General features: G+C 63.1%; 21 protein-coding genes and 3 pseudogenes. 7 read left to right on the top strand and 17 right to left on the bottom strand.

Translation table 11 applies throughout. The annotated features are described in order from the left end of the window. Window positions 1-9: 9 nt before the first annotated feature. Genes ACSSVC_RS06175 through ACSSVC_RS06200 form a run of 6 tightly spaced genes read right to left on the bottom strand, consistent with a single transcriptional unit; the run spans window position 10 to window position 4,243 of the window. Window positions 10-1,683, bottom strand: coding sequence for an ApeI family dehydratase (locus tag ACSSVC_RS06175; RefSeq protein WP_346634489.1), 1,674 nt, complete (start codon window positions 1,681-1,683; stop codon window positions 10-12). Next, window positions 1,680-2,225 (bottom strand): COG4648 family protein, encoded by a 546-nt coding sequence (locus tag ACSSVC_RS06180; RefSeq protein ID WP_346634490.1) that lies wholly within the window; start codon window positions 2,223-2,225, stop codon window positions 1,680-1,682. Before ACSSVC_RS06180 ends, ACSSVC_RS06175 begins: the two co-directional genes overlap by 4 nt. Beyond that, entirely contained in the window at window positions 2,222-2,476 is a 255-nt protein-coding gene (locus ACSSVC_RS06185; protein ID WP_016962653.1) for an acyl carrier protein, read from the bottom strand. Before ACSSVC_RS06185 ends, ACSSVC_RS06180 begins: the two co-directional genes overlap by 4 nt. 9 nt (window positions 2,477-2,485) lie before the next feature. Then, window positions 2,486-2,758 (bottom strand): phosphopantetheine-binding protein, encoded by a 273-nt coding sequence (locus ACSSVC_RS06190; RefSeq protein ID WP_011058851.1) that lies wholly within the window; start codon window positions 2,756-2,758, stop codon window positions 2,486-2,488. Beyond that, window positions 2,727-3,548: a lysophospholipid acyltransferase family protein gene (locus ACSSVC_RS06195; RefSeq protein ID WP_346634491.1), complete on the bottom strand. Its 822-nt coding sequence runs from the start codon at window positions 3,546-3,548 to the stop codon at window positions 2,727-2,729. The genes ACSSVC_RS06190 and ACSSVC_RS06195 overlap by 32 nt, the downstream gene beginning before the upstream one ends. Then, complete coding sequence (locus ACSSVC_RS06200) at window positions 3,524-4,243, bottom strand: beta-ketoacyl synthase chain length factor (protein ID WP_346634492.1); 720 nt, start codon at window positions 4,241-4,243, stop codon at window positions 3,524-3,526. Before ACSSVC_RS06200 ends, ACSSVC_RS06195 begins: the two co-directional genes overlap by 25 nt. Window positions 4,244-4,588: 345 nt before the next feature. On the opposite strand from ACSSVC_RS06200, the gene ACSSVC_RS06205 reads away from it, so the two are divergent. After that, complete coding sequence (locus ACSSVC_RS06205; protein ID WP_102882064.1) at window positions 4,589-5,359, top strand: ParA family protein; 771 nt, start codon at window positions 4,589-4,591, stop codon at window positions 5,357-5,359. A 47-nt stretch (window positions 5,360-5,406) separates the two neighbouring features. On the opposite strand, the gene trxC is transcribed toward ACSSVC_RS06205, so the two are convergent. The 4 genes from trxC to ACSSVC_RS06225 form a co-directional block, all read right to left on the bottom strand. Next, window positions 5,407-5,841 carry a thioredoxin TrxC gene (gene trxC, locus ACSSVC_RS06210; RefSeq protein WP_210482776.1) on the bottom strand — a complete coding sequence of 145 codons (435 nt, stop codon included), beginning with the start codon at window positions 5,839-5,841 and terminating at the stop codon, window positions 5,407-5,409. 78 nt (window positions 5,842-5,919) lie between these two features. Next, window positions 5,920-6,870, bottom strand: a complete 951-nt coding sequence (locus ACSSVC_RS06215; RefSeq protein ID WP_346634493.1) for a hypothetical protein — start codon at window positions 6,868-6,870, stop codon at window positions 5,920-5,922. Window positions 6,871-6,896: 26 nt separating this feature from the next. Continuing rightward, entirely contained in the window at window positions 6,897-7,841 is a 945-nt protein-coding gene (locus ACSSVC_RS06220) for a hypothetical protein (protein WP_492612083.1), read from the bottom strand. Between the two features lie 81 nt (window positions 7,842-7,922). Beyond that, a complete protein-coding gene (locus ACSSVC_RS06225; protein ID WP_346634495.1) occupies window positions 7,923-8,363 on the bottom strand; it encodes an IgaA/UmoB family intracellular growth attenuator in 441 nt (146 codons plus the stop codon). A gap of 284 nt (window positions 8,364-8,647) precedes the next feature. Here ACSSVC_RS06225 and ACSSVC_RS06230 point away from each other — a divergent pair, with 284 nt between their 5' ends. Together ACSSVC_RS06230 and ACSSVC_RS06235 are read left to right on the top strand one after the other, a co-directional pair. Continuing rightward, complete coding sequence (locus ACSSVC_RS06230; protein WP_213664620.1) at window positions 8,648-8,944, top strand: type II toxin-antitoxin system HigB family toxin; 297 nt, start codon at window positions 8,648-8,650, stop codon at window positions 8,942-8,944. Further along, the gene (locus ACSSVC_RS06235) at window positions 8,941-9,342 is read left to right on the top strand and encodes a helix-turn-helix domain-containing protein (RefSeq protein WP_123725097.1); all 402 of its coding nucleotides are present in this window, start codon (window positions 8,941-8,943) and stop codon (window positions 9,340-9,342) included. Before ACSSVC_RS06230 ends, ACSSVC_RS06235 begins: the two co-directional genes overlap by 4 nt. A gap of 1 nt (window position 9,343) precedes the next feature. Here ACSSVC_RS06235 and selO read toward each other — a convergent pair whose 3' ends face one another. The 7 genes and pseudogenes from selO to ACSSVC_RS06270 form a co-directional block, all read right to left on the bottom strand. Continuing rightward, complete coding sequence (gene selO / locus ACSSVC_RS06240; RefSeq protein ID WP_446439517.1) at window positions 9,344-10,807, bottom strand: protein adenylyltransferase SelO; 1,464 nt, start codon at window positions 10,805-10,807, stop codon at window positions 9,344-9,346. Window positions 10,808-10,856: 49 nt separating this feature from the next. Then, entirely contained in the window at window positions 10,857-14,210 is a 3,354-nt protein-coding gene (mscK, locus tag ACSSVC_RS06245) for a mechanosensitive channel MscK (protein ID WP_346634498.1), read from the bottom strand. A gap of 66 nt (window positions 14,211-14,276) precedes the next feature. Beyond that, window positions 14,277-16,019, bottom strand: a complete 1,743-nt coding sequence (locus ACSSVC_RS06250) for a potassium/proton antiporter (RefSeq protein ID WP_346634499.1) — start codon at window positions 16,017-16,019, stop codon at window positions 14,277-14,279. 176 nt (window positions 16,020-16,195) lie between these two features. Next, entirely contained in the window at window positions 16,196-17,068 is an 873-nt protein-coding gene (locus ACSSVC_RS06255; protein WP_402890179.1) for a methyl-accepting chemotaxis protein, read from the bottom strand. Window positions 17,069-17,098: 30 nt separating this feature from the next. After that, window positions 17,099-17,821, bottom strand: a pseudogene (locus ACSSVC_RS06260) (MCP four helix bundle domain-containing protein); the annotation flags it as partial. A 192-nt stretch (window positions 17,822-18,013) separates the two neighbouring features. After that, the gene (locus tag ACSSVC_RS06265) at window positions 18,014-18,886 is read right to left on the bottom strand and encodes a methyl-accepting chemotaxis protein (RefSeq protein ID WP_404939897.1); all 873 of its coding nucleotides are present in this window, start codon (window positions 18,884-18,886) and stop codon (window positions 18,014-18,016) included. Continuing rightward, window positions 18,869-19,639: pseudogene (locus tag ACSSVC_RS06270) on the bottom strand (MCP four helix bundle domain-containing protein); the annotation flags it as partial. The pseudogene ACSSVC_RS06270 and the gene ACSSVC_RS06265, both read right to left, overlap by 18 nt. A gap of 312 nt (window positions 19,640-19,951) precedes the next feature. On the opposite strand from ACSSVC_RS06270, the gene ACSSVC_RS06275 reads away from it, so the two are divergent. The 4 genes and pseudogenes from ACSSVC_RS06275 (at window position 19,952) to ACSSVC_RS06290 (ending at window position 22,537) form a co-directional block, all read left to right on the top strand. Next, the gene (locus ACSSVC_RS06275; protein ID WP_102862842.1) at window positions 19,952-20,182 is read left to right on the top strand and encodes a hypothetical protein; all 231 of its coding nucleotides are present in this window, start codon (window positions 19,952-19,954) and stop codon (window positions 20,180-20,182) included. Further along, complete coding sequence (locus ACSSVC_RS06280) at window positions 20,179-20,481, top strand: cell division protein ZapA (RefSeq protein ID WP_346634501.1); 303 nt, start codon at window positions 20,179-20,181, stop codon at window positions 20,479-20,481. Before ACSSVC_RS06275 ends, ACSSVC_RS06280 begins: the two co-directional genes overlap by 4 nt. A gap of 163 nt (window positions 20,482-20,644) precedes the next feature. Continuing rightward, window positions 20,645-21,670, top strand: a pseudogene (locus ACSSVC_RS06285) (cache domain-containing protein); the annotation flags it as partial. 135 nt (window positions 21,671-21,805) lie between these two features. Beyond that, window positions 21,806-22,537, top strand: coding sequence for a methyl-accepting chemotaxis protein (locus tag ACSSVC_RS06290; protein ID WP_404939899.1), 732 nt, complete (start codon window positions 21,806-21,808; stop codon window positions 22,535-22,537). Window positions 22,538-22,604: the final 67 nt, after the last annotated feature.

The raw sequence follows: 22,604 nt of genomic DNA on the forward strand, positions 1-22,604 counted from the left end.
CGGGAAGAGTTATCCACAGCTGGCCTCCAGGATGATCCGCCCGCTGGAGCAGGGGGCGCCGTCATTCAGGTAGGCGAAATACAGTTTCTGGCGCTGGACGTCGAAGCGCAGATTGAGCTGGATGCGGTCGCCGGGGCGTACCAGTTGCTGGAACTTCAGCACTTCCATGCCGGCGAAGCGGCCCGGCAGATCGAGCAGCTGCTGGCCCAGGGCCAGGGCCCAGTCCACTTGCACCACCCCCGGCAGCACCGGGGTGGCGGGAAAGTGCCCGCTGAAATACGCCAGGTCCGGCGGAATCGCCAGTTGCAGTTGCCACTCTTGTTCGTCCTGCACCTGCTGCAGCACCTCCGGCGCCTGCGGGCGCGGCGCTAGCAGCAGAGCCTGGACCTCGGCCTGGGGCAGCTTGCCCTGGTTGTTCAAGGGCATTTGCCGCAGCAGGCGCCAGCGCCGTGGCAGGGCCAGGGCTTCGCAGTGCCGGGACAGGTGCTGGCGCAGGGCCTGGGTCAGGTGGCGTCGGCCCTGGTTGCGCAGGGCATGCAGGCCGGACTCGCTGAGCACCAGCAGGGCGCCAAGGTAGGCGCGGTTGTCTTCGATCACCCCAAGGCGTGCTTCCGCGACCCATTCGTGCTGCTCCAGGGCCTGTTCCAGCATGGGCAGGGAGATGCGTTTTTCTTCCAGCTTGACGATGCGGTCCAGGCGGCCCAGCAGTTCGAAGCGGCCGTCAGCGGCAATGCGCGCGGCATCGGCGCTGTGTTCGATATGCCCGGCCGGCAGGTAGGGCGAGGCGATCAGCAGCGCGCCGTCGCTGTCCTGGCTCAGGCGCACCTCGGCAAAGGGCTGCCACAGGTCGGGCCCCTGGCGCCAGGCAATGCCGCCGGTTTCCGAGCTGCCGAGGATCTCCGTTGGCCATTGCTGCAAGCGTTGTTGCAGCCCACTGGCGGCCTCGGCGGGCAAGGCGCCGCCAGAGGAAAATACCCGCCGCACCGGGCTCAGAGCCGGCCAGTCGAGGTTGTCGCCCATGCGCTTGAGCAGGGCGGGGCTGGCCACCCAGGCGAATGCCGGGCATTCGCGGCTGGCCCGTTGCAGGTCTTCGGGGAAGGCCAATTGACGGCGCACGAAGGGACGCCCGGCGCACAGCGGCCAGAGCACGCGGAACAGCAAACCGTAGATATGCTGGGTGGCGACGCTGCCGATGATCCAGGCCGGGCCCAGGTCTGTGCCCCACAGTTGTTCCAGGGCCTGGACCTCGTTGGCCAGCTGGCGCAGGTTTTTCTCGATGCGCTTGGGTTCGCCGCTGGAGCCCGAGGTGCACAGGCTCAGCCGGCAGGCGTCCAGGTCCAGCTCGGCCGGCTCCAGCGGTGCAACCTGCAGTGGCTGCAAGGGCGGGTCCTGGTCGGTCAGCCACAGGTCGACGTCCGCCGCCCAGCGCTGGCGGGTCTGGGCCTGCAGGTCGGCGGGCAGCAACACGCTGACCCCGGCGCGCCAGGCACCCAGCAGGGCCACGGCCAGGTCAACGGCGTCCTCCAGGTGCAGCGCCAGACGGCGTACGCCGCGCTCGTGCAGGGCTGCGGCCAGGCTCAGGGCCCGGGCCTGCACGCCTTCCAGGTCGATGTCGGGATGGGCGCTGACCACCCGCGGTGCTTGGGTCCTGAGCAATAGCCGCTCAAGGGCAATCCAGTTCATCTACGGCCTCGTACCCGTTGTCGTAAAAGCCACTCAATGGCAAACAGCAAACCCATCAGCCCATAGGCGATCAGGCCGTTGTACAACGTCCACCAGCTCAGCGGCGCCCAGAGGGTCAGGGCTGCGGCGAGCACTCCGTTACAGAGGAAAAACACACTCCAGGCGATGGTCACCTGGCGGGTGTAACGTATGGCCTTTTCCGGCAGATCCGGCTCGCTGAGGCGGGCCAGGCGCTCCGCCACCGGCGGACCGTACTTCAGGCTAAGGCCGAACAGGCCGAGCATGAAGCTGCTGATCAGCACCGGGTACCAGCGCAGCAGTGCCGGGTGATCGAACCACGCCAGCAGCAGGCAGAAGGCGATGGCCGCACCGGCCATCCACAGGCTGCCGGGACGGCGTTCGCCGGTCAGCGCCCGGGCCAGCCACAGGCCGCCCAGCAGCAGGCCGAATTGCCACGGAGCGAAGTGCTCCATGCCGAAATACACCGCAAAGGGGTAAAGCAGGCCGGCCAGCAACAAGCCCAGGCCGATCAGCCGGCTCATGCGGCCGGCTGGACCAGACGGTAGACCGCCTCGACCACGTCATTGACGGTACGCACCGACTTGAATTCCTCGGCGGCGATTTTCTTGCCGGTCTGACGCTTGATGTGGTCGATCAGGTCGACGGCGTCGATGCTGTCGATTTCCAGGTCCTGGTACAGGTTGGAATCCAGGCTGATGCTGTCGGGCTCAAGCTCGAAGAGTTCGACCAGGGCATCGCGCAGGGTGTTGAAGATGTCGTCACGGGTTTGCATGGTCGGTTCTCAAGCTGCCTGTTTTGCAGTGACGAACGCCGCAAGGCTCGCCACGTTACTGAAGTGGTTGCGGGTGTCCTTGGCGTCGGCATCGATCTTGATGCCGTACTTCTTCTGGATCGCCAGGCCCAGTTCCAGGGCGTCCACCGAGTCCAGGCCGAGGCCTTCGCCGAACAGGGTCTGATCGTTGCCGATGTCCTGGGCGCTGATGTCTTCGAGGCCCAGGGCATCGATGATCAGCAGTTTGATTTCAAGCATCAGATCCGGGTGTGTATCGCTCATCTCTGGCGAGCTCCTTGATGAAATAGTGGTGCAAGTGCTCATTGAGCTTGCGCGAAGCCTGAGGCGCGGGGCCTTGGGCGGCAAAGGTCTGTGGGTCTATATCGGCACCGACGTGAAAACTGAAGTGCACACGGCGTTGCGGAATGCGGTACCAGGGCTCGGCCTTGGTCAGGGTGGTGGGGCTGACCTTGATCACCACCGGGGTAATGATCTTCGCACCTCGCAGGGCAATCGCCGCGGCCCCCCGATGAAAGGCCGGAGCGGCGCCCGGCTGGGTGCGGGTGCCCTCCGGAAAGACGATCAGGGTCTGACCTGCCTGCAGCGCCCCGCAGGCGCTGTCGAGCATGTCCATGCTGCCGTCGTTGCTGATGTACTGGGTGGCGCGCACCGGGCCGCGGGTGAAGGGGTTGTCCCAGAGGCTTTGCTTCACCACGCAGTTGGCGTCGCGCACCAGGCCGATCAGGAACACCACGTCGATCAGCGACGGGTGATTGGCGATGATCATCTGCCCCGGACGGCCGAGCAGGTGGGCGCCCTGGACTTCATAGGTGAGCACGCCGCTCTTGGCCATGAAACGGATGAACAGCCAGAACAGCCGACTGACGGTCTGGCGTGCGCGCCGGCTATGGCTGGCGGCGTCGCCGGGCAGGCAGGCGAGCAGGGGGAAAATCACCAGGCGCAGGCACAAACCACCTATTCCGAACAGTGCAAAGCTCAGACCGGTGGCCAGCAGGCGCCAGTAGTAGGCATTGCGGCCCTTGGCGTTCAGTGGTTGCGTTGCCAGGTCCATACACGATTCATCCAGGCATGTTGGCAAAAGGTCTGCGAGCCGAGCAGGGTTCGCAGCAGGTTCAGGGCATGGGGCCACTGGGTCTTGGGGATTTGACCGTCGTGGCTGTCCAGGGACAGTTGCCAGTCGTCGCCGGGGCTCAGCAACAGGCCCAGGGCGTAGGGAAAAGGTACGTCGTCGATCCAGCTGGCATAGGCCTCGGGCGGCTGTTCCTCGGTGATCACCAGCAAGACGTGGGGGGCACCGTCCGCCAGCAGGGTGGCGGCTTCCAGCAGGCCGTGTTCCAGGCCGTCGCCGGCGGCGGCCAGGGCCGTCATTTCACTGGTTTCGCCGCGCATGATCGACCACAGGCCAATCACTGCGTTGTGCACCGAGAGGCTGAACTGGGTGGGCGACAGAGGCTGCTCGGCGGCCAGGTCGCTGAGGATCTCGAAGGTTCGCGGGGTTTCGCCATGCCGGGAAATGAACACCAGTGGCAATTGCTCGAGGCCTTCGGCCAGGGGCCAGCCAACGCTGAAGGCCATGCGCGCCAGGCGACTGAGACGGCGGCGCTGCATGGCGGGCAGAAAGGACACATCGGGAGCGGCATCGCTGCTCTCAGGCAGGGCCGGCTGACGGCTCCAGGCCTGCCAGGCGTCCACGCTTTCGAGCCCAGGGGCCCACGCACGCCATTGAGCGATGTTGAACTTGATCACTTGATTTCATCCCGCCCCTGCGGGCTTCCTTGACGCGGTGTATCGCTTCGATTGGCGATTGACCTGGATGACGCAAAGGCGCCAGTGGCGCGCATTATCCCGGTGCGACTGGCTTGTAGCAAATGCTGCTTGGGCTGTTGGTCGCAAAAGCGACGAATCTGATGTGGCGGAAGGTGTCCATTTGCCACTGTCGAGGTTCCTTTCTGCCCCAATCCCTGGTCGCCAGGGCTTTGCATGGCGTGTTCCAAGGGTGTTGGGCGGCGGGAAACTCTTGTGTTGCCGAGGTAGCTAAGGGGCGGTGAGGACTACTACACTCGGTGATCTTTGATACACGGAGGTTTAGACATGCGGCGTGTGGTGTTCAATCAGAAAGGTGGTGTGGGCAAGTCCAGTATTGCCTGCAATCTGGCGGCGGTCAGCGCCAGCGAGGGGTATCGCACCTTGCTGGTGGACCTGGATGCCCAGGCCAACTCGACCCAGTACCTCACCGGCCTGACCGGCGATGACATTCCCATGGGCATTGCCGACTTCTTCAAGCAGACCCTGTCTTCCGGGCCTTTCTCGAAAAAGAACCAGGTGGATATCTACGAGACGCCGTTCGATAACTTGCATGTGGTGACCGCCACCGCCGAGTTGGCGGATCTGCAGCCCAAGCTTGAGGCCAAGCACAAGATCAACAAGCTGCGTAAGTTGCTGGACGAGTTGGCCGAGGACTATGACCGGATCTATCTCGACACCCCGCCGGCCCTGAATTTCTATGCGGTTTCGGCGTTGATCGCTGCCGATCGGGTATTGATTCCCTTTGACTGCGACAGCTTCTCGCGCCAGGCGCTGTACGGCCTGCTGGCGGAGATCGAAGAGTTGAAGGAAGACCACAACGAAGACCTGCAGGTCGAGGGGATCGTGGTCAATCAGTTCCAGGCTCGGGCCAGCCTGCCGCAACAGATGCTCGACGAACTGATCAGCGAGGGGCTGCCGGTGCTGCCGGTGTACCTGGCCAGCTCGGTGCGCATGCGTGAATCCCACCAGGCCAGCCTGCCGCTGATCTATCTCGATCCGCGACACAAGCTGACCCAGCAATTCGTTGACCTGCACAACCTGCTGGAAAACGCCTGAACTCAGCGCCGCGGTGGCAGGAGCGCAAGTCTCCTGTCAGGGCGTGTTCAGATGCCCTGGCTGCGCAACCAGCCCAAGAGTTGCGGCAAGGGCAGGGCGCCGCTCTGGCGGGCCACTTCCCGGCCGTTCTTGAACAGGATCAGGCTGGGAATCGAGCGAATGCCCAATTGCCCCGACAGCTGCGGGTTGGCTTCACTGTCCAGCTTGGCCAGGCGGCACTTGCCACTGAGCTGCGCGGCGGCCTGCGCAAAGATCGGCGCAAAGGATTTGCACGGCCCGCACCAGTCTGCCCACACATCCACCAGCAACGGCAGGTCGCCCTTGATCTGGCTGGCGTAGTCGCCCTGTTTCAAGTCAAAGGGTTTGCTCAGCAACACCTCGGCCTTGCAGCGCCCGCACTTGGGGTGATCCCCCAGGCGTTCGGCGGGAATGCGGTTGAGGCCGTTGCAGTGCGGGCAGGGGATCAGCAGTGGGTCGGACATGGTTGGGCTCCGCAAGCAGGGTAGAGCGCCTTAAATGGCGGCGCCCTGGGTGAATATCAAGTCGGCGTCGCCATGGCTTCACGTGCTGGGCGGGGCCAGTTCGACACTGACCAGACGGTCCATGGAGCGGCCGATGTAAAAGGTAAAGGGCCGCCCCAGTTCCATGGCCATGCCCTGGCACTTGCCCATGAAGCCTATGTGTTGCAACGGAGAAATCTCCCCATCCTCGTGGTACTGAAGGCCCAGGGAACCGACACTGAAGCCGACGCGGTCGGCGCGGCGATCCGTTCGTGTGCCCCAAGAGGTCTTGATCGCGGACAGCTGGATGCGGTTGTCGAACAGCATCTGGTTGAGCGTGGGGTTGGTGAACGTGATGTTGCCGAACAAGAACTGCGCCGGTTCGCGCTTGTGGTCTTTCCACTCCAGATACACGTTGTAATCCCCGGTTCCGCTTCCGGCCTTGCTGCCCATCTGGCTGAACGGCATGCCCGGCGCCTGGAGAGTGGCCTGGTATTGGCAAAACGCCTCGTTGGGCGTGCCGGTGGCCGAGAGCTTGCCGCTGGTCAACTCCTCCATCGAGTAATGAAACAGCACATCAGCGTATTTCACCGGCTCCAGCGCCAGCGAGAAGCGCCGCGGCAAGGCCATGGCTCTTTTGCGGTACTCGGGGCTGGTGTATTTCCCGGTTTCCGGGGCGATCTCCAGAACGGCTTCGAAGGTGCCGGCTGCGCGCGCCTCGACAATCTCGCTGAACAGTTCCCGCAGACGTTGGCGCTGGGTTTCGGGCACGCTGCTGTCCAGGCTGATATGCAGGGTCTTGTCGTCCTTGCGGTCCATCTCCAGGCCGATGGCGTCGGGTTCGATGCCGATCCCGGTGGCCATCTCAGTGATGGTCTCTGCAAAGTACGGCACGATGCGGGCCTGCTTGGGGTCACCCACTTCTTCCTGGAAATGCAGGGTGAGGTAGGTCTGCTTGCAGCCGGTCAGCAGCATCAGCAGCAGGGCTGCCGTGTAGAGGCGTCGGTTCAATGGAGGTCCTTGTTGCGCCATGGCGCTTAGCGGAAATCGACGCTGGTCAAGCGATCCAGGGTCCGACCCATTTGAAAGGTGAACGGTCGGCCCAGGGTCTGCATCTTTTGATCGCACAGCGCTTGCAGTTCGTCTTTTCGGGTGTCGAAGGGCTGGGCTGAGGTCAGGGTCTGGACACCGATGGAGCCGATGACGATGGCGAATTCGTCGAGGGGCACCGGTGCGGGCCGGGTGATTTTCGAGCTGGAAGGCCAGGCCTGGATGGTTTTCTGTTGCAGGTGCCGGTTCAGGTCCGGGTCATCGAAATGCACCTTGAGTGGCACCTTGGCAATGCTGCCGCTGCGGGTCAGCAAGGAGACCAGGCCGCGCTCGCTGTTGTCCTGTTCAAGGGCTTCGTAGCCGATCAGTTTCAAGCGCGTGGGCATTGCCAGGTGCGCGGTGATCTTGCAACTGACCGGGCCTTCGATTTCGCTCTGGTTGACGATGGCACGCATGCTGTCGTCGTAGCTGCGGTCCAGCAGCATCTCGAACGTCGGATCGAACTCGAGGCTGGCGTCGATGCTGTCCGGCAGGTCGCTGGGGCCGGGCGGGTTGACGCTGGCCTGGGCGTTGTCCAGTTCCAGGTGCAGGTTCATCGAACTGGCCTTGCGCGCGTCGGTAACCTGCTCGAAGACCGCCCTGAGGCGACCCCGTTGCTCCGGGCTCAGGGAGTAGTCCACCAGGCGCAGGTGGATCACTTTGTCATCCTCCTTGTCCCGTTCCAGGGCGATGGCATCCGGGTCCAGGTCCTGGGCGCTGAGCGCGGTGTAGATGCTCTGCTTGTACGCCTCGTGCACCAACTGGTCGGAGTATTGCGGGCCGGCCTTGGGATCGGAGCGCACCGAATCCTGGAAGTGCAGGGTGGCGAAGTCTTCCTTGCACCCGGTCAGGGCGAGCAGCAGGGGCAACAGCAGCAGGTGGCGACGTTTCATGGCGGACTCTTGCAGGGTATCGACGGGGGCAGGGTTCGTGGCATGGGCGAGTGGTGAAGGTGGCAGTCGGCTGTCGGTGCGTTACAGGGCCAGGCGATGCCCGTTGAGGCCGATGACCACGGCGAACTTCTTGGCGATCACCACTTCGGCCTGGTTGCTGTCGGCCAGGAAGCTGTCCATCGGGTAGGGGAATTCCACGGGAATACCGGCGATCGACACGTGTTTTATCGACTGGGCCTGCAGTTCCAGCCCGTCGCTCGCGGTGCCGCCGCTAATCAGATAGACGCTGTCGCTGATCGGCTCGTAGGACATGCCGCCGCTGCCCTGGATACGTTGCAGGCTAGCGGTCTGTTTGGCCAGTTCGTCCAGTTCGGCCTGGGTAATGGTGCGGTGCGGTTTACCGTGCAGGCGCAGGTCCTGCAGGTTCATCCGGTACTTGGCGCGGCGGCTCAGGTAGATGACAGCCGACACCAGGGTGATCACGCCGAAAACCAGGGTGACCAGGGTGAGGAACAGGTTCATGCGCATCCTTGCAGGTACTGGAAATCAGGGACGCGCATTATCCGCATCCGCTGCCGACGGGTCCATGCGCAATCTTGTGTTTGGCGCTTTTCTGCACGACGGCCGAGGCGTTGGTCGAAGCTCATGAGTCCGTCGCAATCGCTCACACACTGCTCGGCAAGCCCGTTCGTTGGCTGTCTAGGCTTGAAGCACGTGAGCACCGCTGGTCTGACCGCGGGTATAGCATCTTGAGATATCTAATGCTCGTATCTAACGTTAATAGCATTATGCGATAGGGACATTGCATGCACATCATCACCGCAAAACGTATCCGGCAGGCCAAGGAGCAATGGCCGCAAGTCGCGCGGGCACTGGATACCTGGTACCGCAAGGCCAAAGGCGCCAGGCCGGCTGATTTCGCCGACATGAAGGCCTTGTTTCCGGCGCTAGATAAGGTCGGGCGCTTTCATGTTTTCGACATTGGCGGCAACAAACTGAGGCTGATCGCAATCGTGCGCTATGGGGGGCAGCGCCTCTATATCAGGCATGTGCTGGATCACGGCGAGTACGACAAGGGGCTGTGGAAGGAGGAATCACAATGAGTCTTCAGGTTAAGCAAGCGGCGGAGCACTGGCAGTTCGTTGCGCCCATATTGCGCAAGCCCAAGAGCGAGGCCGATTACGACGCGCTGGCCCTGGCACTTGATGAGCTGTTGGACATCATGGGCGAAGACGAATCGCACCCACTGGCTTCGCTGGTGGACATCATTGGTGACTGGATCGAGGCCTACGACGAAGAGCACCATCCGATGCCGGCGGTCAGCGCAGTGGAGGTTCTACGTTCGTTGATGGGTGAACATGGCCTGACTCAAAGCGACCTGCCTGGGGTGGGCGCGCAATCGGTGGTGTCGGAAGTGCTCAGCGGCAAGCGCCAGCTCAACCTGCGGCAGATCCGCTGGCTGGCCGAGCGCTTCAAGGTGTCGATGGAGACCTTCGCCTGACTCAGGACGAGCAGCTGATTTCCAGGTGCTTGCCCCACTCAGGTGGGCGCTCGGCATAGCTGTCCATGCCGGCCTGTTTCTCGAAAGGTCGGCTCAGCACCTGATTCAGGCGGCGCACTTCGCTGTAGTCCCCCGCTTCTGCGGCATCAATGGCTTTCTGCGCCAAATAGTTGCGCAGGATGTACAGCGGGTTGACCGCGTGCATGCGCTCCCGGCGCAGGTCCTGGCCCTGGATCGGATCCCGGGCGACCCGTTCCCGGTACTGCTCGGCCCAGGCATCGAAGCCGTTGCGATCGACGAAATCGTCTCGCAGCCGCGCCAGCGACTGTTCCGGGGCTTGCTCCCCCAAGTGGCGGAAGAACAGGCTGTAGTCGACGCCGCTGTTCTGCATCAGTTGCAGCAGGCGCTCCACCAGCTTCTGATCGTCGTCCTCGGCCTGGGTGAAGCCCAGGCGTCGGCGCATCAGGTCCAGGTAATGAGCCTGGTACAGCGGCAGGAACAGGCCCAGGGTTTCGCGCAGGGCCTCGACGCTGATGAACGGCGTCAGGGCCTGGGCCAGGGCGCTGAGGTTCCACTGGCCGATGGGCACCTGGTTGCTGAAGGAGTAGCGGCCCTGGTCATCGGAATGGTTGCAGATGAAGTGGGCGTCGAAATCGTCGAGGAAGGCGAAGGGGCCGAAGTCGAAGGTAATGCCCAGGATCGACATGTTGTCAGTGTTCATCACCCCGTGGCAGAAGCCGTAGGCCTGCCATTTGGCAATCAGCTCGGCATTGCGCTCGACGATTTCGCGAAACATCGCCAGGTAGGGTTGAGGCTGTTCCAGGCACTCGGGGAAATGCAGGGCCAGGACATGCTCCCCCAGTTGCTTATGCTGCTCGGGTTTCTTCGTGTAGTAGAAATACTCGAAATGCCCGAAGCGGATATGGCTCTGAGCCAGGCGCAGAACCATCGCCCCGCGTTCCTGTTTCTCGCGCCACACCGGGGTGTCCGAGCCGATCACGCACAGGGCGCGGCTGCTGGGGATGCCCAGGGCATGCAGGGCTTCGCAAGCGAGGAACTCGCGGATCGACGAGCGCAGTACTGCCCGGCCATCGCCCATGCGGGAATACGGCGTCTGGCCGGCGCCCTTCAAGTGCAGGTCCCAGTGTTCTCCCGCCTGGTTGTAGACCTCGCCCAGCAGCAGCCCGCGGCCGTCGCCCAGTTGCGGGTTGTAGGAACCGAACTGATGCCCGGAATAGACCATTGCCCGGGGCTCGGCCTCGGCCCACAGCTTGTGCCCGCCGAACAGTTCGGCGAATACCGGGCTTTCGGCCACGGCGGGGTCCAGGTCCAGCAGCGCCATGGCGCCAGGACTGGCCGCTACCAGTCTTGGGTTGTCGAGGGGTTCGGGCAGTACGTGGGTCGAGAAGGCGTCGCCCAGGCGAGCGAAGCGGTTGTCGAAGGTCAGTTCGTCGAGGGCTTTCAACGGCCATCTCCCAGCAGAATGTCCGAGCATTCTGCTAGGGATAGAGGCCTTAGTCGAGTTTGCTCGGCGGCGGTTCCTGCAGCGGCTTGCCTTCGGCCACCGGGACGATGGTCTTGGCCTCCGGCTCGATGGGCACCATCTTGTATTCCTGGCCGTGGAGGTTCTTCAGGTAGACCTCCATCTGCCGGAAGGAGATGTTGATGTGCTGCTTCTTGAACTCGCGGTTGATGAAGCGGTTGACCTCGTCCACCACCGGGTTGCGGTCCCCCAGTTCGCGAACGTGCATGCGCAGTTCGTGGTCCAGGGTGCTTTCGCCGAAGTTGAGGAAGTACACGTGAGGCTCCGGCTCCTTGAGTACCCGCGGGTTGTCCCGGGCCGCCTTGAGCAGCAGCTCCTTGACCAGATCCAGGTCTGAGCCGTAGTCGACCCCGAGCTTGAGGGTCACCCGGGTCACGGTGTCGGTCAGGGACCAGTTGATCAGTTGCCCGGTGATGAAGGTCTGGTTGGGGACGATGATGTCCTTGCGGTCGAAGTCGGTGATGGTGGTGGCGCGGATGCGGATCTTGCTCACCGTACCCGACAGGTTGCCGATGGTGATGGTGTCGCCGATGCGCACCGGCCGCTCGAACAGGATGATGATGCCGGAGATGAAGTTGGCGAAGATCGCCTGCATGCCGAAACCCAGGCCCACGGACAAGGCCGCCACCAGCCACTGCAGCTTGTCCCAACTGACCCCGAGGGTGGCCAGGGTGGAGACGAAGCCGATCCCGGCGATGGCATAGGACAGCAGGGTGGTGGTGGCGTAGGCACTGCCCTGGGCCAGATTCAGCTTGGACAGCACCAGCACTTCCAGGAGACCGGGCAGGTTGCGCGCCAGGGCAAAGGTGATACCGATAATGATCAGCGCGCCAATCACGTCGCCGATGCTGATGGGCACCATGCTCATGTTGGCGCCGGTGCCGCTGGTGTATTCGTAGAGGGTGACGTTGTCCAGATAGGAGAACACGGTGATCAGGTCCGCCCAGACCCAGTACAGCGCGGCGATGAAGCCGCCCAGCAGGGCCAGGCGGATCAGGCGCAAGGACTGTTCGTTGACCTTCTCGATGTCCATGGTCGGTTCTTCGACCACCGCATCGCCGCTTTCCCCCGCCTCCTTGGCGGCCTGGCGCTTGCTCAGGGCCCGCTGGTAGGCCAGGCGTCGAGCGGCGACGCTGAGGCCGCGGACGAAGGTGGCCTCGATCACCAGCCAGAACATCAGCAGGTAGAGGGTGTTGATCAAACGGTCGCTGAGTTTCAGTGCGGTGTAGTAGTAGCCAAAGCACACGGCAATGAACAAGGCGATCGGCAGCAGGGTGAACAGCAGTCCCACTGCCTTGCGGAACAGTGAGGCGTTCTCGTGAGTCGGGCTGCTCAACAGCAGGCGACTCAACAGCCAGGCCATCAATCCATAGCAGGTCAGCACCACGGCAATGCCCAGGACGTCCTCGGCCAGGGCCGCAGGCTGATGCTCGGCGACCGCCACCACGGCCACCAGCGCCAGGACCACCAGTCCCAGGCGGCGAACCCAGGACTGAAGGAATTCCACCTGGGGTTTCTCCCAGCGGAAATGCAGCTCGGCCACGCCGCCAGGGGCGAGGATTCGATAGGCGGTATAGAACACCAGCCAGGCCTGGGCGATCTGCAGCAGCGCCGCGCCGAGGTTGGCGTTCTGCCCCCGGGCATCGATCTGCAGGGCATAGCCGCACAGCGCCAGAGCCAGGGTGACCGGCATCGCCAGGAGAATGTTCACCAGGATCGCCAAGGGTGTGTGCCACTGACTGTCGCGTTTGAAGTGGCCGATGTCCTTGTGCACCTTGTTCAGGCGCGCATAGAGGTTCTTGCGTCGCCACAGCAGGGCGCCGATCAACAGCGCCAGGGGCAGGAACAGCAATGGCCGCTGTGCCAGGCCGTCGGTCAGTTCACTGAGGCTTGAGGCCCAGGGCAGGGTGGTGAGCTGTTTCTCCAGGCGCTGAGGGACTTCCTGCAGCCACTCGGCGTCCAGGGGCTTGTTGCTGGGAATCCAGAACATCTGCTCGTCGAGTGTCGCCCGCAGGCTCTGGGACGTGCTCAACAGCTGCTTCTGGTTCAGTTGCAGGGTGATGGATTCATTGAGCAGGGCGCTGAGCTCGCGGTTCAGGCGCTCCAGCAGGTCGGCGCGGGTTATCGCCAGGTCGATCAGGGTCCTGCGCAACTGAGGCGTGACCTGCTCCGGGGGTTGGGTCTTGAGCAGGTTTTCGACGTAGGCGCTGGGGCTGCTGAGCAGTTCCCGCTGCTGGTTGATCTCGAACTGGTAGAGGCGGATATCGGCGATTTCGTCCGCCAGGTCGCGGTCCAGTTTCAGGCGCGGCAGGGCCTGTTTCTGCTTGTAGAGAATCTTCGACAGCAGCAGGCTGCCCTTGAGCACGTTGATCTGTTCGTCCAGGGCCGCATCGCTCTGGCTCACGCTGTCCAGTTGCTGCTTGGTCTGCAGGTTCTGCTGGGTCAGCTCGTTGAGGCGGTCGGTGCACACCAGCAGGTAGTCGGAGAGCTTGAGGTTGGTGGCGCTCTCGGTGGCCAGCAGGCTACTGCCCCCGGCCTTCTGCGCCTCGATGGACTGCTGGGTCACGGTTTCCTGGGATTGGGCCAGGCGTTTCTGGTTGATCAGGGTCTGCAGGTCCTGGATTTCCTGTTCCAGGCGCGCGGTTTTTTCGATCAACAGGTCATGCTGGCTGTTGCCCAGGTCCTGGAGCTGGCTGTTGCCCGCCAGCTCCTGGCGGCGCAGGGGAATCAGGGCGTTGATCGCCGCCAGTTCGGCATTGAGCAGGTTGCGCTGGTCAGCACTGAGCAGCTTGCCGCCGTCCTTGCCGGACTTGAGTGCAGCGTTGATCTGCAGGATTCGCGTCTGGCTGCTGCTGATCTCGGCCTGGGCCCGCTCGGGGCGGGTCTGGGCAGTGATGGTCAGGCTATTGGCATCGGCCAGGGCCTTTTGCAGTTCGCCCTGGGTGGCGCTGCGCTCGGCCAGCAGTTGCTCCAGCTGGGACACCGCCAGCGTGGCGTAGCGCTGGGCCACCGGCACCACTTTGCTGGCCTTCAGACGTGCCAGTTCGCGCTGGTTGTCCGCAGTCAGGCGTGGCGCGTTGCTCAGCTGCTGCTTCAGGTCCGTCAGGCGTCGTTCGTAATCCTGCTTGTTGTTCAGCTGGTTCAGGGTGTTCTGCAGCAGGTTCTGCAGGGCCTTTTGATCGGCTTCCGGCAATTTGCGCTCGGCGATCTTGTCCAGACTTTGCTGGACCGACTCGGCGCTGGGGGGATCGCCGCCCTGTGCGGCGCCGACAGAGAGACTCAGGCCCAGCAGGGCAACAGCGATGAATTTACGCAGGGTAGGCATAGAAGTCGGTCAAGCAATTGGGAATAGGGGGGAACGCCGCGGCGATGGCCTGGCGCGTTCCCGAGTTTAGAGGAAGAGTCCGGGGCCGGGGCGACTTCCTTCGGGGAATCTGACGCCAACTTTGCCGATCTTGTTCCCGTCCATCACGGCCACGGTCCAGATGGTGTTGTTCCACTCCACCTGGTCGCCGACCACCGGCGCGCCGCCAACCTTCTGGGCAATGAAGGCGCCCAGTGGCATATCTGCGTCCTGGCCATCGAGCTTGAGCCCGTAGAGCGCCGACACCGCGCCCAGCTGGGCGTCGCCTTCCAGTACGAAATCGCCGAAGAAGCGCAGGTCCAGCCCGCGCTCCGGAGCCTGGCTGAAGAGCTTGCCCAGGGCCGGCAGGTTGTGTTCATGACCGATTACGCACAGCAGGTCGTCGGCCTCGAGCACGGTACTACCCGACGGATGGAGCAATTGCTGACCGCGAAACAGGGCCGCGATCCGCGTGCCTTCGGGCATCTTCAGCTCCCGCAGGGCGGCGCCGATGCACCATTTTTCCGCTCCCAGGCGGTAGACGAACAGTTCCCACTCGCTGGTGACGTGGACTTCCAGGGCCGCCCGGGAAATCGGTGCCGGCTCCGGCGGCACCGTGACCTTGAGCCACTTGGCCACCCACGGCAGGCTGGTGCCCTGGACCAGCAGCGAGATCAGCACGATAAAGAACGCCAGGTTGAAGTACAGCTGGGCGTTGGGCAGCCCGGCCATCAATGGGAACACCGCGAGAATGATCGGCACCGCGCCCCGCAGGCCGACCCAGGAAATAAACGCCTTTTCCCGGCCATGGAAGGCCTTGAACGGCAGCAGTCCCACCAATACCGAGAGCGGCCGAGCGAACAGAATCATCCACAGCGCCAGGCCCAGGGCCGGCAGAGCGATGGGCAGCAGGTCGTGGGGCGTGACCAGCAGCCCCAGCACCAGGAACATGCCGATCTGCGCCAGCCAGGCCATGCCGTCGAGCATGTGCAGGATGCCATGGCGGCTGCGCACCGGACGGTTGCCGATTACCAGGCCGCACAGGTACACGGCGAGGAAACCGCTGCCGTGCAGGGCGTTGGTCAGGGCGAACACCACCAGGCCGCCGGCAACCACCAGGATCGGATACAGGCCGTTGGCCAGGTGGATACGGTTGACCAGTTGCAGCATCAGCCAGCCGCCTCCCAGACCGATCACCGCACCGATGCCGAACTCGCGGATCAGGTCGGTCAGCAGGCTCCAGTGCAGGCCGGTGTGGCCGTTGGCGAGCATGTCGATCAGGGTCACGGTAAGAAACACCGCCATGGGGTCGTTACTGCCGGACTCGATCTCCAGGCTGGCGGTAACCCGTTCGTTGAGGCCCTTGCCCCCCAACAGGGAGAACACTGCGGCGGCGTCGGTGGAGCCGACGATGGCGCCGATCAGCAGCCCCTGGATCAGGTTCAGGTCGAACAGCCAGGCGGCAGCCATGCCGGTCAGCCCGGTGGTGATCAACACCCCCACCGTGGCCAGGGACAGCGCCGGCCACAGGGCCACGCGGAAGCTCGCGACCCGGGTGCGCAAGCCGCCGTCCAGCAGGATCACGGCCAGGGCCAGGTTGCCCACCAGGTAGGCGGTCGGGTAGTTGTCGAAGATGATGCCGCCGCCATCGACCCCGGCGGTCATGCCCACGGCGAGAATGATCACCAGGATCGGGATGCCGAGGCGGGAGGAAAGTGAACTCACCAGAATGCTCGCACCTACCAGCAACGCGCCGATCAAGAACAGGCTGTTGATGGTCGTCGCATTCAAAGGCAGTACTCCAGAGCGGAAAAGGCGGGCGCAAACTGACCATGCAGTCTGCGTGCCAGCGATTCTAACCTGTTGAAATGCGCCACTGTCAAAAAGCTTTTGATGACAGTGGCGGATTTTTTTGGGGTGAATTCCGGCGCCGATTTACTGGCGTGTTCCGGGGCTGGCGAGCGGTTTCAGAGGCTGAATCGCGCGACCATGCTGTTGAGGTCCACGGCCAGGCGCGACAGCTCGTTGCTGGCTGCACTGGTCTGGTTGGCGCCGGTGGCCGATTGCACCGACAAGTCGCGGATGTTCACCAGGTTGCGGTCCACTTCCCGGGCTACCTGGGCCTGTTCCTCGGCGGCGCTGGCGATCACCAGGTTGCGTTCGTTGATCTCGATGATGGCGCTGTTGATGGTGTCCAGCGACAGGCCGGCACCGCGAGCGATGTTCAGGGTCGACTCGGCGCGCTCGGTGCTGTTGCGCATGGAGTCCACTGCGTGCTCGGTGCCGCTCTGGATGCTGCCGATCATGCGTTCGATTTCGCTGGTGGACTGCTGGGTACGGTGCGCCAGGGCCCGGACTTCGTCGGCGACCACGGCAAAGCCACGACCTGCCTCGCCGGCACGGGCGGCTTCGATGGCGGCGTTGAGGGCCAGCAGGTTGGTCTGGTCGGCCAGGCCGCGAATCACGTCCAGTACCTTGCCGATATCCCGGGACTCGTTGGCCAGGTCGCCGATCAAGCTGGCGGTGCCTTGCACGTCGGAGCTCATGCGCTCGATGGCGGACACGGTTTCCTGTACCAGATCGCGACCGTCACCGGCGGAGGTGGTGGCGTTCTTCGAGGCTTCCGAGGTGCTCACGGCGTTGCGTGCCACTTCTTCCACGGCGCTAGTCATTTCATTGACCGCGGTGGCGGCTTGCTCGATTTCGTTGTTCTGCTGGGTCAGGCCGCGAGCGCTTTCTTCGGTGACGCAATTGAGCTCTTCCGCTGCCGACGCCAGTTGGGTGGCGGAGCCGGAAATGCGCTGCAGGGTGTCCCGCAGTTTTTCCTGCATCTTGGCCATGGCGCGCAGCAGGCGTCCGGCTTCGTCGCTGCCGTCGACCGCGATCGGCCGGGTCAGGTTGCCTTCGGCGATCTCTTCGGCGGCGCTCAGGGCGTTGGCGATCGGTACGGTGATGCTGCGGGTCAGCAGCCAGGCGAACAGCAGGGTCAGGCCGGTGGCCAGGACCAACAGGGAGACCACCAGATTGAAGGCCGAGGAGTATTGTTCGGCGGCCTGCTGGTTGGTGTCGACGGTCTGCTGGGTGTTGATCTCCAGCAGCCGGTTGAGCACGGTGTTCATGGCTTCCGAGTTGTTCAGCAAGTCGGTGTTGAGCAGGTTGCGCAGCTCTTCCACCTGATTGCCGCGGGACAGGGATTTCATCCGCTCTTCGATCTGCCGGTACTGTGCCAGCAACTGGACGTACTGCTCGTAGGCGGTCTTTTCCTCGGGGCTGGTAATGAACTTCTCGTAGACGACCTGGGCGGCGCGGATCTGCTGGTTGCGCATGTCCAGCAGTTCGATGGTCTTTTGCTGGACATCGGGTTCACGGTTGACCAGCAAGCGATAGGACAGCACCCGCAGGCGCAGGGTCAGCTGAGTGAACTCGTCGAGGCTCTTGATGCTCGGCACGCTGCTCAGGGTGATGTCCTCGGCGGCGCCGCGGATCTTGCTCATCTGATTCAGGGCGAACACACCCAGGATCAGCATCAAGCCGCCGATCATGGCAAAGCCGAGGAAGGCCCGTGGTGCGATGTTCATATTACGAAGGGACATGGTGAGTACCAAAAAGGGCGCATCCGTGCGGGGGCTTGAGACTGATCTACCGTGACTTATCGGTCGTACGACTAAAGTCTTGAGCCTCGCCGTGGATTTAGCCTTTTGGCTACGCACCCGGCCGGGAGCGTCGATTGCCGACTGCGTCGGCCCCAGGCCCGGAATAGAGCCTTGGGGCCGGTGGCAGGGCTTTTACAGCTGGAATCGGGTCACCAGATTGTTCAGGTCAACGGCCAGGATCGACAGTTCGCTGCTGGCGGAGCGGGTCTGATTGGCGCCGGTGGTGGACTGCACCGACAGGTCGCGGATGTTCACCAGATTGCGGTCCACTTCCCGGGCCACCTGGGCCTGTTCTTCGGCGGCGCTGGCAATGACCAGATTGCGCTCGTTGATTTCGTTGATGGCGCTGTTGATGGTGTCCAGGGACTGGCCGGCGCTGCGGGCGATAGTCAGGGTCGACTCGGCGCGCTCGGTGCTGTTGCGCATCGAGTCCACTGCGTGCTCGGTGCCGCTCTGGATGCTGCCGATCATGCGTTCGATTTCACTGGTGGACTGCTGGGTGCGGTGCGCCAGGGCCCGGACTTCGTCGGCGACCACGGCAAAGCCGCGGCCGGCCTCGCCGGCACGGGCGGCTTCGATGGCGGCATTGAGGGCCAGCAGGTTGGTCTGATCGGCCAGGCCGCGAATCACGTCGAGCACCTTGCCGATGTCCCGGGATTCGTTGGCCAGCTCACCGATCAGGTTGGCAGTGTCTTGCACGTCACCGGTCATGCGCTCGATGGCCGAGACGGTTTCCTGCACCCTGTCCCGTCCGTCCCCGGCGGAGGTGGTGGCGCTCTGGGAGGCTTCGGAGGTGCTGACTGCATTGCGTGCCACCTCTTCCACGGCGCTGGTCATTTCATTGACCGCCGTAGCCGCCTGTTCGATTTCGTTGTTCTGCTGGGTCAGGCCCCGGGCGCCTTCGTCGGTGACGCTGTTGAGTTCCTCTGCCGCCGACGCCAACTGGCTGGCGGAGCCGGAAATGCGCTGCAGGGTATCGCGCAGTTTCTCCTGCATCGTGACCATGGCCTGCAACAGGCGTCCGGCTTCGTCATTGCCGTCGACTGTGATCGGCCGGGTCAGGTTGCCTTCGGCAATCTCTTCGGCCGCGCTCAGGGCATAGGCGATGGGCTGGGTGATGCTGCGGGTCAGCCGCCAGGCGAACAGCAGGGTCAGGGCCGTGGCCAGCATCAGCAGCGCCACCACCAGATTGAAGGCGGTGTTGTATTGTTCGGCGGCCTCATGGTCGGCGACGGTGGAGTAATGGGTGTTGATCTCCACCAATTGATTGAGGGTCGCGTTGACCTTCTCGGCACTGTCCATCAGCTCGGTGTTCAACAGCCTTTGCATCTCGTCGAGCCGGTTGTTGTGCGACAGTTCGATCAGTTGGCGTTCCAGTTGGCGGTGGTGGGCCAACAGAGTGCTGTATTCATCGTAGGCGGCGCGCTCTTCGGGACTGCTGATGAGCGTCTGGTAGAGCACTTGGGCTTCATCGATCTTCTGGTTGCGCTGGCTGATGGACTCCAGGGTCTGTTGTTGTGCCTGGGGGTCGCGGTTGAGCAGCAGTCGATAGGCCTGAATCCGCAGGCGCAGGCTCAACTGGGTGAACTCGTCGACGCTCTTGATGCTGGGGATGGTGTCCTGGGTAATCCGTTCGGTTGCCTCGCGGATCTTGCTCATCTGATTCAAGGCAAAGATCCCGAGGAACAGCATCAAGCACCCGATCAGGGCAAAGCCGAGGAAGGCCCTCGGAGCGATATTCATGGAGCGCAGGGACATTGAATCTACCTCGGGTGGGCGCCGTACGCGCCGTGTCAGTCAGGGAAGTACCTGTGCTATCGCGTTGAAAAAACGCTTCTTGAATCGTCAGGAGTGCTTTCAGAAAAGTCTGATCCCTTGTTGGGAAAATTCATAAAAGTCCGAGGCGTCCGACGGAGCGTCAGGAACCCGAGGCCGGAATGACAGTCTCTAACAGCTCTCGCGGAAGGGTCATCGCCAGTAAAATCAAGGCTTTGCGCCTGGATATCCCTGGTATCCAGGGTGACTTTTCTTTATCGTACGCGCCCTTTGCAAACAGCCCGGAAGATCAAAATGTTGGAAGCATCCCTCAGCCAATTGGAACAATTGGTCAGTGACCTGGTGGTACAGAACCAGGAGCTGCTCGGCACGAACGAAACCCTCAAGGAACAACTGGCCCAGGCCAAGGATGAAAACGAAAGCCTGCAACTGAGCCTCATGGAGCAGGAAGAAAAGCAGGGCGCCACCGCGGCCCGCATCCAGGCTCTGGTTGAGCGTGTCAGTGCGAGCCCTGCCAACCCATGAGACATCACATCGATGGGGTGAAGGTGGTCTCGATCCTCGGTGAGGATTACTCGATCAAGGCGCCGGCCGGTGAGGAACAGACCCTCATGGACGCCGCGCTGATGCTCAAGGCGGCCCTGGCCGACACCAAGAAAAAATACCCGACGCTGATTGGCGAGCGCCTGTTGGTGCTGGCAGCGATGAACCTGTGCTCGCAGCAGATCGAAATGAAAAAGCAGCACGCCCAGGAGCTTGAGCGTTATCAGGAGCAGGTGAGCGCCACCGTCGAGGTGATCGCCAAGACCATTCAACAGAATTGATGGAAGTGCACACAGCCAGCGGGCAATAGGTTGGACAAGCAGGAGCAATGTTTGTATACAACTTCCCGCGGCTGGCGCGGTATCTCAGCCTCTTATAACCATAAGAAAGAGGTGTTCCATGCAATTCTGGCGACGCAGTATTCAATGGCAACTGATCCTCAGCATGGGTTCGGCCCTGCTGGTCAGCCTGTTGGTGGTCGTAGCGATCTACACGGTGCTGATCAATCACCTGACCCAGAACTACCTGGTGGAAAGGGCGCTGCCTTCGAGCATCGAAGCCATGCGCAACGATATCGAACGCATCCTCACCCAGCCGCTGACGGTCGCCCGGGACATTGCCAGCAACGGCATGCTGCGGGACTGGCTGGCGGCCGGTGAAGACCCGAGCCAGGCCCAGGTATTCATCGATTACCTGGAAGGCATCCGCGCTGAAAACCACGCTTTCACCACCTTGATGGTGGGCACCGCGACCAACCACTACTACAACGAGAAGGGCCTGGATCGCACCCTTAGCCGCTCCAATCCCAAGGATTCCTGGTTCTACAACTTCATCGACAGCGACAAGCCTCGGCTGCTCAACATCGACACCGATGTGGCCTCCGGCGAGCTGGCGATGTTCATCGATCTGCGGGTCAAGAAGGACGGCAAGCTGGTGGGGGTTGCCGGGCTGGGGTTGAGCATGAAAGAGCTGTCCGAGCTGATTCACAATTTCAGCTTCGGCGAGCGCGGCAAGGTCTTTCTGGTGCGGGCCGACGGCTTGATCCAGGTGCATCCAGAGGCGCAGTTCAGTGGCAAGCGGCATTTGTCCGAACAGATCGGCGAGTCCGCGGCCGAGGCGGTCATGGGCCAGGAAGGCTTGACCCGCCGCCATTTCGAGCGTGATGGCGAGGACTTCGTGGCCTTGAGCCTGCCGCTGCGGGGCATGGGCTGGTCCCTGGTGGCTGAGGTGCCGGAGACGCAGATTTACGCCGACGCCCGGCAAGCCTTGTGGATGACCACCGGTATTGGTCTGGCCATCGCCCTGGTCTGCCTGATGCTGGTGGTGTGGCTGGCCCGTGGCCTGGTGCGCCCGGTGCGACAGGTGACCGAAGGGCTGGTGGCTATTGGTAGTGGCGGTGGCGACCTGACCCTGCGCCTGGATGCCAGCCGTGCCGATGAGTTGGGGGATCTGGCCCGGGGCTTCAACCGTTTTCTCGACAGCCAGCGCGGCATGATCGGCGAGGTGCTGGCGACCACCGAGCGTCTGCGGGCCTCGGTCGGACAAGTGGCGGCGGTGGTGGAGAACACCGCCGAGCGCTCCGGCCGGCAGCAGGAAATGACCGACATGGTGGCCACTGCGGTGCATGAAATGGGGCTGACAGTGCAGGACATTGCGCGCAATGCCGGGCAGGCGGCGGACGCTTCCCAGGCGGCCCGGGATGAAGCCCTGCAGGCCCGGGAAGTGGTGGGCGGTTCGATTCGGCATATCGAGAGCATGTCCGGGGAAATCGCTCTGGCTGCAGGCGCCGTGGGCGAACTGGCCGAGCAGGTGGCCTCCATCGATCAGGTGCTGGCGGTGATTCGCGGGGTTTCCGAGCAGACCAATCTGCTGGCCCTCAACGCCGCCATCGAGGCGGCCCGGGCCGGGGAGATGGGCCGGGGCTTTGCGGTGGTGGCCGATGAAGTCCGGACCCTGGCCCAGCGCACCCAGACTTCTACCGATGAGATTCAGCAGATGATCCAGGGGCTCAAGCAGGGGGCGGAGAACGCCGTATCCTCGATGCAAGCGGGGCAATCGGCCACCGGCACTGGGGTTCAGTCCAGCCAGCAGACCGGGGCTTCGTTGACGGCGATCACCGGGCAGGTGGAGCACATCAGCGACATGAACCAGCAGGTGGCCACTGCCACGGAAGAACAGTCGGCGGTGACTGAAGAGATCAACCGCAATGTCCAGGGCATTTCCGATCTGGCCCGGGCCACGGCGGCTGAAGTACACGCCTGTCGTGAGGACTGTCGGACCCTGCAGCGTCTGGCCGAAGACCTGGCGCGCCAGGTGGGCGGCTTCAAACTGCACTGAGCAGCCTGTAGGAGCTGGCTTGCCAGCGAACCGCACGCCACGCAGTGTCAGGTCGGACGCTTTCGCC

This window comes from Pseudomonas sp. E1BtOHC1, from assembly GCF_058744285.1.

Coding starts and splice junctions, on each gene's coding strand:
- ACSSVC_RS06235 (WP_123725097.1), top strand. CDS start 8,941: ATGAGTCTTCAGGTTAAGCAAGCGGCGGAGCACTGGCAGTTCGTTGCG.
- mscK (WP_346634498.1), bottom strand. CDS start 14,210: ATGCCTACCCTGCGTAAATTCATCGCTGTTGCCCTGCTGGGCCTGAGT.
- ACSSVC_RS06175 (WP_346634489.1), bottom strand. CDS start 1,683: ATGAACTGGATTGCCCTTGAGCGGCTATTGCTCAGGACCCAAGCACCG.
- ACSSVC_RS06280 (WP_346634501.1), top strand. CDS start 20,179: ATGAGACATCACATCGATGGGGTGAAGGTGGTCTCGATCCTCGGTGAG.
- ACSSVC_RS06265 (WP_404939897.1), bottom strand. CDS start 18,886: ATGGTCACGATGCAGGAGAAACTGCGCGATACCCTGCAGCGCATTTCC.
- ACSSVC_RS06255 (WP_402890179.1), bottom strand. CDS start 17,068: ATGGCCAAGATGCAGGAAAAACTGCGGGACACCCTGCAGCGCATTTCC.
- ACSSVC_RS06290 (WP_404939899.1), top strand. CDS start 21,806: ATGGTGGCCACTGCGGTGCATGAAATGGGGCTGACAGTGCAGGACATT.
- ACSSVC_RS06205 (WP_102882064.1), top strand. CDS start 4,589: ATGCGGCGTGTGGTGTTCAATCAGAAAGGTGGTGTGGGCAAGTCCAGT.
- ACSSVC_RS06220 (WP_492612083.1), bottom strand. CDS start 7,841: ATGAAACGTCGCCACCTGCTGCTGTTGCCCCTGCTGCTCGCCCTGACC.
- ACSSVC_RS06275 (WP_102862842.1), top strand. CDS start 19,952: ATGTTGGAAGCATCCCTCAGCCAATTGGAACAATTGGTCAGTGACCTG.
- ACSSVC_RS06190 (WP_011058851.1), bottom strand. CDS start 2,758: ATGAGCGATACACACCCGGATCTGATGCTTGAAATCAAACTGCTGATC.
- ACSSVC_RS06180 (WP_346634490.1), bottom strand. CDS start 2,225: ATGAGCCGGCTGATCGGCCTGGGCTTGTTGCTGGCCGGCCTGCTTTAC.
- ACSSVC_RS06195 (WP_346634491.1), bottom strand. CDS start 3,548: ATGGACCTGGCAACGCAACCACTGAACGCCAAGGGCCGCAATGCCTAC.
- trxC (WP_210482776.1), bottom strand. CDS start 5,841: ATGTCCGACCCACTGCTGATCCCCTGCCCGCACTGCAACGGCCTCAAC.
- ACSSVC_RS06225 (WP_346634495.1), bottom strand. CDS start 8,363: ATGAACCTGTTCCTCACCCTGGTCACCCTGGTTTTCGGCGTGATCACC.
- ACSSVC_RS06230 (WP_213664620.1), top strand. CDS start 8,648: ATGCACATCATCACCGCAAAACGTATCCGGCAGGCCAAGGAGCAATGG.
- ACSSVC_RS06185 (WP_016962653.1), bottom strand. CDS start 2,476: ATGCAAACCCGTGACGACATCTTCAACACCCTGCGCGATGCCCTGGTC.